Annotated in this window: 12 protein-coding genes; 1 reads left to right on the top strand and 11 read right to left on the bottom strand. The window is 60.1% G+C overall.

All coding sequences use genetic code 11. The features are described 5' to 3' along the window. The 8 genes from AC1RPZ_RS26360 to arcD form a co-directional block, all read right to left on the bottom strand. The coding region (locus tag AC1RPZ_RS26360; protein ID WP_493140709.1) for a PLP-dependent aminotransferase family protein at window positions 1-806 on the bottom strand (806 nt) is incomplete at its 3' end. 9 nt (window positions 807-815) lie between these two features. Next, the gene (gene gcvH / locus AC1RPZ_RS26355; protein WP_493140708.1) at window positions 816-1,199 is read right to left on the bottom strand and encodes a glycine cleavage system protein GcvH; all 384 of its coding nucleotides are present in this window, start codon (window positions 1,197-1,199) and stop codon (window positions 816-818) included. 446 nt (window positions 1,200-1,645) lie between these two features. Next, complete coding sequence (gcsR, locus tag AC1RPZ_RS26350; protein WP_493140706.1) at window positions 1,646-3,154, bottom strand: transcriptional regulator GcsR; 1,509 nt, start codon at window positions 3,152-3,154, stop codon at window positions 1,646-1,648. 106 nt (window positions 3,155-3,260) lie between these two features. Next, on the bottom strand, window positions 3,261-3,620 hold the full coding sequence (locus tag AC1RPZ_RS26345; protein WP_493140704.1) for a DUF5064 family protein: 360 nt from the start codon (window positions 3,618-3,620) through the stop codon (window positions 3,261-3,263). Window positions 3,621-3,677: 57 nt separating this feature from the next. After that, window positions 3,678-4,607: a carbamate kinase gene (gene arcC, locus AC1RPZ_RS26340; protein WP_493140702.1), complete on the bottom strand. Its 930-nt coding sequence runs from the start codon at window positions 4,605-4,607 to the stop codon at window positions 3,678-3,680. 146 nt (window positions 4,608-4,753) lie between these two features. After that, window positions 4,754-5,764, bottom strand: coding sequence for an ornithine carbamoyltransferase (locus AC1RPZ_RS26335; protein ID WP_493140701.1), 1,011 nt, complete (start codon window positions 5,762-5,764; stop codon window positions 4,754-4,756). Between the two features lie 180 nt (window positions 5,765-5,944). Next, complete coding sequence (gene arcA / locus AC1RPZ_RS26330; RefSeq protein ID WP_493140699.1) at window positions 5,945-7,201, bottom strand: arginine deiminase; 1,257 nt, start codon at window positions 7,199-7,201, stop codon at window positions 5,945-5,947. A gap of 46 nt (window positions 7,202-7,247) precedes the next feature. After that, on the bottom strand, window positions 7,248-8,675 hold the full coding sequence (gene arcD / locus AC1RPZ_RS26325) for an arginine-ornithine antiporter (protein WP_493140697.1): 1,428 nt from the start codon (window positions 8,673-8,675) through the stop codon (window positions 7,248-7,250). 459 nt (window positions 8,676-9,134) lie between these two features. On the opposite strand from arcD, the gene AC1RPZ_RS26320 reads away from it, so the two are divergent. Continuing rightward, window positions 9,135-9,998 carry a DNA-3-methyladenine glycosylase family protein gene (locus tag AC1RPZ_RS26320; RefSeq protein ID WP_493140695.1) on the top strand — a complete coding sequence of 288 codons (864 nt, stop codon included), beginning with the start codon at window positions 9,135-9,137 and terminating at the stop codon, window positions 9,996-9,998. Window positions 9,999-10,139: 141 nt separating this feature from the next. Here the strand turns inward: AC1RPZ_RS26320 and AC1RPZ_RS26315 are convergent, their stop codons facing one another. From AC1RPZ_RS26315 to AC1RPZ_RS26305, 3 genes are all read right to left on the bottom strand, one after another. Next, window positions 10,140-11,489 carry a CoA transferase gene (locus AC1RPZ_RS26315; RefSeq protein WP_493140694.1) on the bottom strand — a complete coding sequence of 450 codons (1,350 nt, stop codon included), beginning with the start codon at window positions 11,487-11,489 and terminating at the stop codon, window positions 10,140-10,142. A gap of 169 nt (window positions 11,490-11,658) precedes the next feature. Then, complete coding sequence (locus AC1RPZ_RS26310; RefSeq protein ID WP_493140693.1) at window positions 11,659-12,267, bottom strand: biliverdin-producing heme oxygenase; 609 nt, start codon at window positions 12,265-12,267, stop codon at window positions 11,659-11,661. A 111-nt stretch (window positions 12,268-12,378) separates the two neighbouring features. Then, a complete protein-coding gene (locus AC1RPZ_RS26305) occupies window positions 12,379-14,946 on the bottom strand; it encodes a TonB-dependent receptor (RefSeq protein ID WP_493140691.1) in 2,568 nt (855 codons plus the stop codon). Between the last annotated feature and the right edge of the window lie 49 nt (window positions 14,947-14,995).

The following is a 14,995-nucleotide window of genomic DNA, read 5'->3' as shown; positions in this document are numbered from 1 at the left end:
CGTTGCGCACTGCCGATGGCGACATCGGCGCCGAACTCGCCCGGCGGGGTCAGCACGGTCAGGGCCAGCAGGTCAGCGGCGACCGCCACCAGCGCGTTGGCCGCGTGGAACCGCTCGGTCAGTGCGCGGTAGTCGAACAGGTCACCGTTGCTCGCCGGGTATTGCAACAGCGCACCGAAGAACGCGCTGACATCCGTCAGTTCGCGCTCGTCGCCCACCACCACGTCAATGCCCAATGGCTCGGCACGGGTGCGCAGCACGTCGAGGGTTTGCGGGTGGCAGTGGATCGAGGCGAAGAAGGCGTGGCTGCCTTTATTCTTGCTCAGGCGTTTGCAGAAGGTCATGGCTTCGGCAGCGGCGGTGGCTTCATCCAGCAGCGAGGCGTTGGCGATCGGCAGGCCGGTCAGGTCGCTGATCAGGGTCTGGAAGTTCAGCAGCGCTTCCAGACGACCCTGTGAAATCTCTGGCTGGTACGGGGTGTACGCGGTGTACCAGGCCGGGTTTTCCAGCAGGTTGCGCAGGATCGGCGACGGCGTGTGGGTGCCGTAGTAGCCCTGGCCGATGTAGGTTTTGAACAGTTGGTTCTTCGCGGCAATGGCTTTGATCGAGGCCAGGGCGTCGGCTTCGCTCAAGCCGTCTTCCAGTCCGAGGACGCTGGTGCCCTTGATGCTGTCGGGGATGACGCTGGCGCTCAGGGCTTCCAGGGAGTCAAAACCCAGGCTGTTGAGCATGGCTTGCTCATCGCCGGAACGCGGGCCGATGTGGCGCGCGATGAATTCGTTGGCGGTGCTTAGATTGATAGTCATTGCGGCTCCTCAGACTTCGGCGTTGGCTTTGATCAGACGGTCGTAAGCGTCCTGATCCAGCAGTTTGGCGACAGCCGAGGCGTCGGTAGGCTTGAAGCGGAAGAACCAGCCTTCGCCCAGCGGATCTTCGTTGACCCGTTCAGGGCTGTCGTTGAGGGCCGGGTTGGTCTCGATCACTTCACCGTCCAATGGCATATAGACGCCGCTGGCGGCTTTTACCGATTCCACGGTGGCAGCTTCGGCGCCTTTGTCGTAGGACTGCAGTTCTGGCAGTTGCACATAGACCACGTCGCCCAGGGCGTCCTGTGCGAAGGCGGTGATGCCGACCGTAACGCTGCCGTCAGCTTCGGTGCGCAGCCATTCGTGATCTTCAGTAAAACGCAACTCGCTCATGGAAACTCCTCAGGGGCCAGACTCGTCTGGTGGACGCGATTGAATGCTCGTGCAGGGCAGAGCTGAATGGTCAGATGCTCAGCAAGAACGCGGCCAATGTTTTTTATTTGTTATAAATCAATGGGTTATTGATTATTGCTGACGAGTTTAAAAAACCGCCTGTAGCGAAATCGCTACAGTTTGGCGCGAGAAAAAAAGCCTATGAGGATCAAAGCCTTGCGTAGCGCTGCTTAAATGAGGGTGTAGCGAAATCGTTCCGCTGTAGCGCATTCAGTACAGATGGAGGTCGTTTTTGATGCATTGGCAGAGTTTTGTGGTGCTGCGCAGGGACTCATCGCGAGCAAGCTCGCTCCCACACTGGTTTGTGTCGGTCACACATTATGTGAACACCAAAAATCCCCTGTGGGAGCGAGCTTGCTCCGGGCGGCGATCCGACGATGGCGATTTCAGGCCTTGCCGGGTATGCCGTACTTGCGCAATCGATGGGCGATGGCGGTGTGGGAGGTTTGCAGGCGGCTGGCCAGTTGGCGGGTCGAGGGGTAGTTGACGTAGAGCTTTTCCAGCAGGGTTTTCTCGAACGCTTCCATGGCTTGTTCGAGGCTGTCGACTTCGGTGTCACTCTGGCGCGCCACGGAGGTGCCGGCGATGTCCAGGTCGCCAATATCCACCAGGCTGCTTTCGCAAATGGCCGCGGCGCGGAAGATCACGTTCTGCAATTGCCGCACGTTGCCCGGCCAGCGGTTGCCGAGCAAGGCCGGGTAAGTGCCGGGCGCCAGACGACAGACCGGACGCTGGATCTGTGCGCAAGCCTGCTGCATGAAGTAGCGCGCCAGCAGCAGGATGTCCTGACCGCGCTCACGCAGCGGCGGGACTTCGACGTTGAGCACGTTGAGGCGGTAGAACAGGTCCTCCCGGAACGCGCCTTCGCTGACCATTTTTTCCAGATCACGGTGGGTGGCGCTGAGGATCCGCACGTTGACCTTGACCTCACGATCGCCACCGACCCGGCGGAAGCTGCCATCGTTGAGGAAGCGCAGCAATTTGGCCTGCAAGTACGGCGACATTTCGCCGATCTCGTCAAGGAACACCGTGCCCTGGTTGGCCAGTTCCATCAGACCTGGCTTGCCGCCACGCTGAGCGCCAGTGAAGGCGCCGGGGGCATAGCCGAACAGCTCGCTTTCGGCGAGGTTCTCCGGCAGTGCCGCGCAGTTCAATGCCAGAAACGGCGCGCTGTGTCGGGCGCTGATCGCATGGCAGGCGCGGGCCACCAGTTCTTTACCGGTGCCGGTTTCACCCTGGATCAGCAGCGGTGCATCGAGCGCCGCCACCCGTTGCGCACGGGCCTTGAGGGTGCGAATCGCCGGGGACTCACCGAGCAACGCATCGAAACCTTCGGCGTGATCGTGGTGCAACGCCGACAGTTGTTCACCGATACGATTGGGTTGATACAAGGTCAGCAAGGCGCCGGCGTCGGTGATCGGCGTGGCATCCAGCAGCAAGGTCTGGCCGTTGACGGTGATCTCGCGCAGCGGCAAACGGAAGCCGTTTTCCAGCAGTGTTTCCAGCAGCGCCGGATCGGCGAACAGCTCGGCAACGCTTTCCCCGGCCGGTTCACGGCCGTACAAGGCGATCAGTGCCGGATTGGCCAGCAACACATTGCCGGCGCCATCGAGCGCCAGCACCGGGTCGGTCATCGCCGCCAGCAGCGCGTCGAGTTGCAGGTGCCGCCGCTGGCCAGGAAGGATGTCGACCACCGTCACCGCCTGCACGCCGCGCACGCTGAACAGCGCATCGCGCAGTTCTTCGAGTACTTGCGGGCTGAGGGTCGGAGCGTCGATGTAAACGTTTGGCGGAACCATTTCCACCGCATCCAGATTGAGATTGCGCCCACCGAGCAAGGCCAGGACTTCCTGGGTGATGCCGACGCGGTCGATGAAGCTGACGTGGATACGCATGGGGCGGTTCAGTGTTCTGGAGTGCGGAGGGTGGCAAGTATGCCTTGGAGCGGGCTAATGGTGAAATCCTGCGCAGAGCTTCAGGACGACATCGATCTCCTGTGGGTTATTCCAGGTGTTCGGGTTTGACCGGATCCCCGGATTTGACGTGCAGTTGCGCGCGTACGTCTTCGAACATTTCGTCGTAGTACTTGTGCAGCGAACCGATGCTGACGCTTTTAGGCATGCCGTATTTCTGTGCGATGCGCGTGGCGTGTCGGGCAAAGTCGAAGGCCTGGTCCCTGGGCAGGAAGAACTCTTCACTCAGGTCCTTGCCTTCGACCGAGCCATGCACCTTGAAGAGCATGCCTGTGCCTTCCTTGGGATCTGTTGCGACCTCATAGTCAATGTACAAGTTGTAGCTGAAGTCGTCCTTGTTCAGCGCGTGGCGCTCGATGTGCAAGTGACCGGGCTCGAACGTGGCCATGGCGTCTCCTTCAAAGGCATTGAAGCGGGGCAGGCATGAGGTCTGCCCCGGCTGTTTTTATAGGTAGGTGATGCCAGGTTTAGCCGTGCTGATACGGGTGCCGGCCGTGCCCTGGACGATCGCTTCGATGTCCGAGAGTGAACCGATCACCGCGATTTTGCCAGTGTTGCGGGCGAACTCGCAGGCCGCCTGGACTTTCGGGCCCATGGAGCCGGCCGCGAAGCCGAGTTTTTCGATGTCGTCCGGGTGGGCCTGGGCGATGGCTTTCTGGGTCGGCTTGCCGAAGTCGATAAACGCGGCGTTGACGTCGGTGGCGATTACCAGCAAGTCACTTTCAAGCTGTTCGGCCAGCAGCGCCGAACACAGGTCCTTGTCGATCACCGCTTCCACGCCCTTGAGCTTGCGATTCTCGTCGTACATCGTCGGAATGCCGCCGCCGCCCGCGCAGATCACGATGCTGCCTTTGTCCAGCAGCCACTTGATTGGACGGATCTCGAAGATGCGCTTGGGTTTCGGACTGGCCACCACACGGCGGAACTTGTCGCCGTCCGGGGCAATCGCCCAGCCTTTTTCAGCGGCCAGCGCCTCGGCTTCGGCCTTGGAGTAGACCGGGCCGATGGGTTTGCTCGGGTTCTGGAACGCCGGGTCCCTGGCGTCGACTTCAACCTGGGTCAGCAGGGTCGCGAATGGCACTTCGAAGTCCAGCAGGTTGCCCAGCTCCTGTTCGATGATGTAGCCGATCATGCCTTCGGTTTCGGCACCGAGCACGTCCAGCGGGTAAGGGGAAACGGAGGTGTAGGCCGCCGCTTGCAGCGACAGCAGACCGACTTGCGGGCCATTGCCGTGAGCGATCACCAGTTGATTGCCAGGATGGATTTTGGCGATCTGTTCGGTGGCGATCCGGATGTTGGCGCGTTGGTTGTCCGCGGTCATGGGTTCACCACGGCGGAGCAGGGCGTTACCGCCCAGTGCAACGACGATACGCATAATGCAGTCCTTCTGAAATTCGGTGATCCCGTAGGAGCTGCCGAGTGAAACGAGGCTGCGATCTTTTTCCTGAGGACAGTTGATTCTCAAGAGCAAGATCAAAAGATCGCAGCCTGCGGCAGCTCCTACGGGGGGCAGTGACTGGTTTAGATATCAGCCAGCGCCGAGACCAGGATCGCCTTGATGGTGTGCATGCGGTTTTCCGCTTGCTCGAAGGCGATGTTGGCGGGCGATTCGAAGACTTCCTCGGTCACTTCAACGCCGTTGGCCAGGTTCGGATAACGCGCTGCGATGTCTTTGCCGACCTTGGTTTCACTGTTGTGGAACGCCGGCAGGCAGTGCATGAATTTCACTCGAGGGTTGCCCGAGGCTTTCATCATGCTGGCGTTGACCTGGTACGGCATAAGTTGCTCGATGCGCTCGTCCCACGCTTCGACCGGTTCACCCATCGACACCCAGATGTCGGTGTGGATGAAGTCCACACCCTTGACCGCTTCCTTCGGGTCTTCGGTGATGGTGATGCGTGCGCCGCTATCGATGGCGAAGGCTTTGCACTGGTCGATAAAGTCCTGGTGTGGCCACAGCGCTTTCGGCGCGCCGATGCGCACGTCCATGCCGAGTTTGGCGCCGATCATCAGCAGTGAGTTGCCCATGTTGTAGCGCGCATCACCGAGGTAGGCGTAGCTGATGTCATGCAGTGGCTTGTCGCTGTGCTCACGCATGGTCAGGGTGTCGGCGATCATTTGGGTCGGGTGGAACTCGGCGGTCAGGCCGTTGAACACCGGCACGCCAGCGAACGTGGCCAGCTCTTCGACGATTTCCTGTTCGAAGCCACGGTACTCGATCGCATCGAACATCCGGCCGAGAACGCGGGCGGTGTCTTTCATGCTTTCCTTGTGGCCGATTTGCGATGACACCGGGTCGATGTAGGTGACGTGAGCACCCTGGTCATGGGCCGCAACTTCGAAGGCGCAACGGGTGCGGGTCGAGGTTTTTTCGAAGATCAGCGCGATGTTCTTGCCTTTGAGGTGCGGCTGCTCGGTGCCGGTGTACTTGGCGCGTTTCAGGTCGCGGGACAGGTCGAGCAGGTAGTGAAGCTCGCGATGGGTGTGGTGCATCAAACTCAGCAGGCTGCGATTACGCATGTTGAAAGCCATGATGTGGATCTCCTTGCCCGACACTGTGAAAGCTACTGCGCTTGGAAATACTGCGTTAAAAACAGGCTCGGAATGCTCATTTACAAGCAGTAGACTCCGCTTCCTCGCCTGTTTTTGCCTTGTCTTTCCTGCGCTCGCTACGCTTTCACAGCGTCGGGTCGCATTAAGTTAAAAAATTAGTTAATAGTCGATGGGATCGCGGATGATCGGGCAGGTCATGCAGTGGCCGCCGCCACGGCCACGGCCGAGTTCGCTGGCGCTGATGGTGATGACTTCGACCCCGGCCTTGCGCAGCAAGGTGTTGGTGTAGGTGTTGCGGTCGTAACCGATCACCACGCCAGGTTCTACGGCCACCACGTTGTTGCCGTCGTCCCATTGTTCGCGTTCGGCGGCGAAGCTGTTGCCGCCGGTTTCGACGACGCGCAGGGCTTTGAGGTTGAGCGCGGCGGCCACGGTGTCGAGGAAGCTGGTTTCTTCGCGACGGATATCGATGCCGCCCGGTTTGCTTTCGTCAGGGCGCAGGGTGAAGGCCACGATCTGGTTCACCACTTCCGGGAAAATCGTCACCAGGTCGCGGTCGCAGAAGCTGAACACGGTGTCCAGGTGCATCGCCGCACGGGATTTCGGCAGGCCGGCAACGATCACCCGTTCAACTGCTTTATGCTTGAACAGGTTCAGTGCCAACTGGCCGATGGCCTGCCGCGACGAGCGTTCGCCCATGCCGATCAACACCACGCCGTTACCGATCGGCATCACGTCGCCGCCTTCCAGCGTGGCGTTGCCGTGCTCCTGATCCGGGTCGCCGTACCAGACCTGGAAGTCGGCGTGGGTGAACTCCGGGTGGAACTTGTAGATGGCGCTGGCCAGCAGGGTTTCCTGACGGCGCGCCGGCCAGTACATCGGGTTCAGCGTCACACCGCCATAGATCCAGCAGGTGGTGTCGCGGGTGAACTGGGTGTTCGGCAGCGGCGGCAGAATGAAGCTGGAGTGGCCGAGGAAGTCGCGGAACATCTCGATAGTCTTGCCGCCGAAGCTGCTTGGCAGGTCATCGGCCGACACGCCGCCGATCAGGAACTCGGCGACCTTGCGCGGTTCCAGGCTACGCAGCCAGGAGCCGACTTCGTGGACCAGGCCGACACCCACCGAGTTGGCGGTGATCTTGCGCTCCAGGATCCAGTCCAGGGCATCGGGGATGGCGACGATGTCGGTCAGCAGGTTGTGCATTTCCAGCACATCGATATCGCGCTCACGCATCTTGGTGACGAAGTCGAAATGGTCACGCTTGGCCTGGGCAACCCACAGCACATCATCGAAAAGCAGTTCGTCACAGTTGTTCGGGGTCAGCCGCTGGTGGGCCAGGCCGGGGGAGCACACCATGACTTTGCGTAGTTTGCCGGCTTCGGAATGTACGCCGTACTTAACTTTTTCCGTGGTCATTACAGATCCTCCAGAGTACAAAACAGTCGAGTGTTACGAGCGGGTGCTACAGGGTCAGGAAGCCGTCGTAGAGACCATAGGCCGCCACTAGGGCGCCAATGACCACCGCGGCAAAAATCAGCTTCTCGACGTTGGTGAAAACCGGTTTGCCCAACTCGCGCTTGGCCTTGGCGAACAGGATCGCGCCGGGGGCATAGAGCAGGGCGGACAGCAGCAGGTATTTGATCCCGCCGGCGTACAGCAGCCAGAGCGCGTAGATCAGTGCGATGCCACCGATGATCAGGTCTTTCTTGCGTTCGGCCAGGGCGTTTTCGTAGCTCTCGCCACGCACCGCCAGCAGTACGGCATAGGCCGCCGACCACAGGTACGGCACCAGAATCATCGAGGTGGCGAGGTAGATCAGCGACAGGTAAGTACTGGCCGAGAACAGGGTGATGATCAGGAAAATCTGCACCATCGCGTTGGTCAGCCACAGTGCGTTGGCCGGCACCTGATTGGCGTTCTCGCGGCGCAAAAACGCCGGCATGGTGTGGTCTTTGGCGGCGGCGAACATGATCTCCGCACACAGCAGCACCCACGACAGCAGCGCACCCAGCAAGGAGATGATCAGACCGACGCTGATCAGCACCGCGCCCCAGTGACCGACCACATGCTCAAGCACGGCAGCCATCGACGGGTTCTGCAGTTTGGCCAGCGCAGGTTGAGTCATGATGCCCAGCGACAGCACGTTCACCAGCACCAGGAACAGCAGCACGGTGATGAAGCCGATAACGGTGGCTTTACCGACGTCCGAACGTTTTTCGGCGCGGGCCGAGAAGATGCTCGCGCCTTCGATGCCGATGAACACCCAGACGGTGACCAGCATCATGTTGCGCACCTGGTTCATCACGCTGCCCAGGCTGGGGTTTTTGATGCCCCAGATGTCGGCGGTGAATATGTCCAGTTTGAACGCGAACACCGCGATCAAGACGAACAGCAGCAGCGGCACGACCTTGGCGACGGTAGTCACCAGGTTGATGAACGCCGCTTCCTTGATCCCGCGCAGTACCAGAAAGTGCACGGCCCACAGCAGCACGGAAGCACCGATCACCGCAGCCACGGTGTTGCCTTCGCCGAAGATCGGGAAGAAGTAGCCCAGGGTGCTGAACAGCAGAACGAAGTAGCCGACGTTACCCAGCCAGGCGCTGATCCAGTAACCCCAGGCGGACGAGAAACCCATGTAGTCGCCGAAACCGGCCTTGGCGTAGGCGTAGACACCGCCATCGAGGTCAGGCTTGCGGTTGGCCAGGGTCTGGAAGACGAAAGCCAGGGTCAACATGCCCACGGCGGTGATGGCCCAGCCAATAAGTACTGCACCAACGTCGGCACTGGCGGCCATGTTTTGCGGCAAAGAGAATATCCCGCCACCAATCATAGAGCCCACTACCAGGGCGACTAAGGCGCCGAGTCGTAGTTTTCCGGGAGATTCAGACATTGCATGGCTCCATTGCCGGAGAAGAGAGGCCACAGCCTAAATCCGCTGGTTGATAGAACAGCTGATCTGGATCAGTTCATGGTCACATTCCATTGTTGATAAATGATGTGTGAATACTTCATAAATAGCCTGTTCAGGCCAGGAGAGTCTTGTTCTAGAGGGGTCGGCATGAATAAAGCGGGAATGGATCCTGAGGGTTGCAAGACTTGAAACTAGTTGGCTTTTCAGAATGTGCAAATTTTGCGGGTTTGTTTTCAGTACAGCATTTATTTATCTGGAATTACCCACAAAGCTGGCAAAATGCCTTCGTGATATGGATGAGAGAGTTCTAAATAAAAGTTATTTTTTCCGCTATCTGATGAACGTCATGCCACGCTGCATATTTAATGGAGTGAACATTTATTATGGTTTCAAAACATGACAAACAGTCGATTTGAGATGAGAGGTAAGGATGTCGCTGTGAAGGTATTGCTTGACTATCAGCCGCCGTATGACTGGCCGGCGATGCTCGGCTTTTTGTCGGCGCGGGCGATTGCCGGGTTGGAAAGCGTGGCCGATGGCGTGTACTCGCGCAGCATCTGCCTGAACGGTGTGCACGGCACGTTTTCGATTGCGCCTGCGGCCGCTGATGCGCTGGAACTGAGACTGGATTTCCCTGAGGTTTCCGCCGTGCCGGAGATTGTTACGCGGTTGCGGCGGATGTTCGATCTGGATGCGGATCTGCCATGCATCCATCAGCAACTGGCGGTTGATCCGTTGATGGCAAGGTTGATTGCCGAGCGTCCAGGTCTACGGGTGCCGGGGGCTTGGGATGGGCTGGAACTGGCGATTCGTGCGGTGCTGGGTCAGCAGATTACGGTGAGTGCGGCGATCAAGCTGGCGGGGAAACTGGTTGCGCAATACGGCGAACCATTGTCTTCGCCGCAGTCTGGATTGACGCATGTGTTTCCTGACGCTGCGGTGTTGGCGGTGGCGGATCTGGCAACGTTGGGAATGCCGAAAAGCCGCGGGCGGACGCTGTCTGGTGTGGCGCAGGCGTTGCTTGATGATCCCTTGTTGTTTGAACCGGGTCGGGACGGCGGTGTTGCGCAGTTGCTGGCATTGTGGGGGATTGGCGACTGGACGGCGCAGTACATCGCGTTGCGACAGATGCGAGAGATGGATGCGTTTCCGTCGGGGGATGTGGGGTTGATCAACGCACTGGCGGCGCTGGAGGGCGGGCCGCTCACCCCGCGTGAATTGTTGGCCCGTGCCGAGGTCTGGCGACCGTGTCGGGCGTATGCGGCGCAGGTGCTTTGGACGTCGTTGTCTCGGGCTGACTGAAATTGTTTCAGTAGTTGCGTTGACTGTTCGGTCGTCATCGCGAGCAAGCTCGCTCCCACCTTTGATTTGTGGTGATCACAAATGGTGTGTCCACATCAGACCTATGTGGGAGCGAGCCTGCTCGCGAAGGTGGTCGAACATTCACCACCACTGCGCGCGATGGGAACCCAATTCTCCGGCTGGTAGCGCCCACTGCAACGGCGTGCCGGTGATTTTCAGTGGTACATGCAGCCGATGCGCCGGGCCCCAAGGTGTCTGTTCAACCAACATTCCCTGATCGTTGTCATCTTCCGCTCGCAACACCTCATCCGTCCCCGGCCCCTGTTCAACCAGCAACTTCGCCGTGCGCGCCAATGACAGTCGCGCCGAGCTGCCGTGTCCGGTCCTCAAACACTCGGCCAGCGCCTTGATCGCGCTGGCCGCCATCAGATAACCAGTGGCGTGGTCCAGCGCTTGAACCGGCAACGGTGTCGGTTTGTCCACGTGCTTCCAGACCATTCCCGCTTCGGCGATACCACTGCTCATTTGCACCAGACTGTCGAAGCCCCGGCGGTTTTGCCAAGGGCCGCTCCAGCCGTAGGCATTCAGGCAAATGTCGATCAGGCCGGGGGCGAGATTCTGTCGTTCGGCGGTGCCGTAGCCGAGCCGTTCCAAGGCATTGGCGCGGTAGCCGTGAAGCAGGATGTCGGCGTCCTTGAGCAGACTTTCGAATACCACGCGATCGCTGCCGTTGTGCAGGTCCAGGCGAGCACAGCGTTTGCCCAGGGTGACTTCCGGAACCACACCGGGCTCGCTCCATTTCGGTGGATCAATGCGCAGCACATCGGCACCCAGCCCCGCGAGGAAGCGGCTGGCAACGGGGCCGGCGAGGACGCGAGTCAGGTCCAGTACCTTGATGCCCGCCAGCGGCTGAGCAACCGAACCTTGCCAGACTTTTGAGCGCTCGCTGTTGCCGGAGGAAAAATCAATCAGCGGCTCGGCGTTGACCGCCAACCCTTGAGGGTGAGACTGCCATTGTTGCCACGTACGCATTTCGGATGCACAACCGCCGGCCTCGACCACCGCATGTTCCAGATCGCTTTTGGCCCACCGAGCGACTTTGGTGGCCATTGCACTGCGATCAAAGCAGTGTCCCAGCACCTGTTCGGCGGCACTGCGGTGATGGGGGGCGTTGGTGTGCAGGCGAATCCAGCCGTCGTGGGTTGCGTAGTCGCCAGCGATGGGGTCCCACAGGGGGGGCACGTTCCAGCCCATCGGGCGGATCGAGGTGGCGAACCAGAAGGAGGCGAGACGACGGTCGACTTCAAGGGCCGGCAAACGACCGGTCTGTTGCTGCAGCAATTCGCTGGCGGCCTGGCCGGCAGCCGCGATGCTGGCGCTGGCAAGATCGGTCACGGCAAACGCCGAGGGCAGGGCGCCGTTCGAGGTAAAGGCGATGGTAGTCGCGGGCAAGCCGAGCGCGGCTTGAATGGACGTCAGGAAATCAGTCATCGAAGGCCCTCCGGAAGAGAGCACGATCATAGTTCAAAAAACCGTCAGTCCGGATGAAATCCCCCTGTGGGAGCGAGCTTGCTCGCGATAGCGGAATTTCAGTCAACAACCATGTTGAATGTCAGTCCGTCATCGCGAGCAGGCTCGCTCCCACAGGGATTGCGCTCCGTCAGGCTAGCTCTGGGGTTGTAGCGTAAGCCTGTTCCAGCAGCACGGTGAAGCGGTTGAACGCGTCAATCGCTCCCTTCTCCACAGCGGCTTCTTCTTCGGCACTGAACTCAAGACCGTCGAGGGTTTTGACGAAGCTTTTCCAGGCTTCGGCGCGGCCACCCACTGGCTCACCGAGGTGACGAGCACCGAAGGTTTCGCTCAGGCCCAGGCCAATGGCGCGCTTGATCAGGAACGCGGCACCGAGTTTCGAACCTTCGGAGACGAAAATCCAGCCGAGCGCCTCGGCTTTTCTCGGGGTGTTCACGGCACCGGCCACCGGGGCCGGGACGTCGGTTTCCAGGTCGGCCAGGTCAGCCTTGGCGGCTTCGGCGCGGCAACGCTCCGGCAGGTCCGGGACGATGGCGATCAGTTCGGCATCGTTGTACAGCGACACCAGCTCCGACTGGAACAGGTACTGGGCAACCACGAAACGGGCGAAATTGGCTTGGGTTTCGAACGGTGCGTGAGCTTTCACCAGTGCGTCGAGCTTGCTGTGCGGCGAGTGAGTGATCTGATTCAGGCGTTGCGAGCGCAGGCTCGGGCGTTCGCAGGTTTGGGCGGCGGTCATGAAGAAGTCCTTGAGAATGAAGTGCGCGTTGTAACTAGACGAACCAGCAGACGCGGCACAGTAAAAATCCTCGCTGCACTTTCATCCAAAAGCGCAGCAAGGTTCCATGAATCAGATATCCCAGATCAGGTTGATCGCGAAGTTGCGGCCTGGCTCGGTCAGGCGATCAAGGTTGGCCGGGCTGAGCACGGCGGCTTCACCGACGCTGTCGTAACCGCGTACGTTGTCCCACTGCCAGTATTTCTTGTCGGCCAGGTTGTACACGCCAGCGCTGACGGTGACCTCGTCGGTCACTTTGTAGAAACCGCTCAGGTCGACAACGCCATAGCCCGGTGTCTTGAACTGGCTGCTGACACCGTCCGGCGATTTGAAGCTGCTGCTGTCGACGAGGTTTTTCTTCTGCACCAAAGTCCAGCTGAGCAAGGCGCCGTAGTTGTCCTGGTCGTAACCCAGACCGAACACGCCGGTCAGCGGGTTGACCGCATTGAGCGGTTCGCCGGTGTCGTTGTTGCGACCGTGGGCGTAAGCCACCGAGCCTTGGGTGTAGAGGCCTTGCGGTGCGCCGAAGGTGTCGAGGTTCAGGCGACCTTTGAGTTCGACACCCTTGATGGTCGCGTGTTTGATGTTGTTGCTCTGGAACGTCAGCTCGTTATAGCCCGGGGTGACGGCGTCTTCGTTGATGAAGTCGCGGTACTTGTTATAGAACACCGCCACAGCGAAGTGGCCGGACTCGAAGTTGCCACGCAGGCCGGTCTCGTAGCTCTGGCTTTTTTCCGGTTCCAGGTTCGGGTTCGGTGCCACGCTGTAGCCGGGGTTGGTGTTCTCGAAACGGCCGTACAACGCCTTGGCGGTCGGGGTGCGGAAGCCTTCGGCATATTGACCGTACCAGGTGTAATTGTCGGTCAGGGCGTAGGTCAGGCCGAACTTGGGTGACACACGATGCCAGGTCTTGTTCTCGTCGCTGACCGTGCCTTTGCCATCGGCGGCCACGGTGTTGAGGAATTCCTGAGTGATGTGTGGCTTGAGCTGGGTGTAGTCGTACCGCAAGCCCGGCATGAAGGTCCATTTGTCCCAACTGATCTGATCCTGGGCGAACAGGCTGTAGGTGTTGATGGTCGGGTCCGGGAAGTCGCTGGACTTCTTCAGCACATCGGTAGGGCTGATCGCGCCGATTTTTCGGCAACTGCCGAACACTGTCAGGCAGGTGCCGCTGCCACTGCGCGAACCGCTGACTTTCTCTTGCTTGAGGGTGGTGCCATACGTCAGCAGGTGGTCGGTTTCGCCGATGTTGAAGGCCTTGTCCAGCTGTGCGTCGAATACCCACTGCTGTTCTTCATAGAGGGTTTCGCGACTGCGCATCACGTTGCGGCTGAACGGGAAATAGTTTTCCAGGGTGCTCTGATCGGTCTTGGCGATCTGGTAGTTCAGGCTCCATTTGAGGTGATCGACCAGCAAGGAGTCGAGGGCGAAGTTGTTTTCCAGACCGAAGCGTTCGCGGGTGATGGTGTCGTTGCCGGTGCGCGAGCGGTACATGCCCATTGGCTGGCCGTTGTTGAACGGGCCACCGACCGCACTTTGCTGGTCGGTGTCGCGGTTGTCCTTGTATTTCTCGTAGGTCAGGCCCAGACGAGCATCATCGGCGTAGTTCCAGCCGGCTTTGGCCAGCACGTTAGTGGTGCGGACGTCCTCCGGGTTGGCGGCGGTGCGATTGAGCCCGGTGCCGTTGTTGCTGCCGAAGGACTCGGTTTCATGACCGTCGCGCTGGCTGAAGTGCAGCAAGCCGTCGAACTGCTTGGCACGCCCGGCGACGGTGGCGGATTTCAGCCAGCTGTCGTTGGTGGAGTCATAGCCGGTTTTCAGGCGGGCGCCGAGGTCTTTGCCGGGCTTGATGATGTCGTCCGGGTCGAGGGTGAAGTAGCTGACCGCACCGCCGATGGCGTTGCTGCCGTACAGCACGGAGGCCGGGCCGCGGAGGATTTCCACGCGCTTGATGATTTCCGGGTCGACATAGTTGCGCTGGGTCCTGGCGTACGGACCGTTGAAGAAACCGTTGGGCACCTCGACGCCATCGACTTGCGTCAGGATCCGGTCACCGTCGATGCCGCGAATGTTGTAGCCGCTGATACCGCCACGGGTACCGGTGCCGCCGACCGAAACACCCGGTTCGTAGCGCACCAGTTCCTTGATGGTGTTGACGTTGTTGCGGTCCAGTTCATCGCGGGTGTGCACAGTGACGGTGCTCGGCACACTGTCGACGCTTTGCTCCTGACGGGTGGCGCTGATGGTCATCTGTTGCAGGGCGAGGGTCCCGCCGGCACTGCGTTTTTCCAGCACGATGTTGTGGGTGCCCAGTTTTCGATAGCTCAGGTTGGTCCCCACCAACAGGCGATCGAGGGCTTTCTCCGGTGTCAGCGCGCCGTGTACACCCGGCGAGGCGACACCTTCAGCGAGTTCTGCCGGCAGGCCGACTTGCCAACCGGTGACGGCGGTGAAGGCGTTGAGTGCCGACACCAGCGGTTGCTGGGCGATGGCGAACGTGTAGTCGCCCATGTTGTGGCTTGGCTGTTGGGTCGTGGTGGCGGCCATGACCGGTGCAGTGCCGGCCATCAGAATGGCGGCAGTCAGCAGGGACAGCACGCGCGAAGGTGAAGAGAACCGGCGGGTAAGGCGAGAGGACATCGATAGCGCTCCGTGTCGCACGAATCTTATAGGTGCAGATCCACATCAA

The organism is Pseudomonas sp. GW822-FHT02D10, from assembly GCF_058802345.1.
This window is presented reverse-complemented; position numbering and strand designations above follow the sequence as displayed.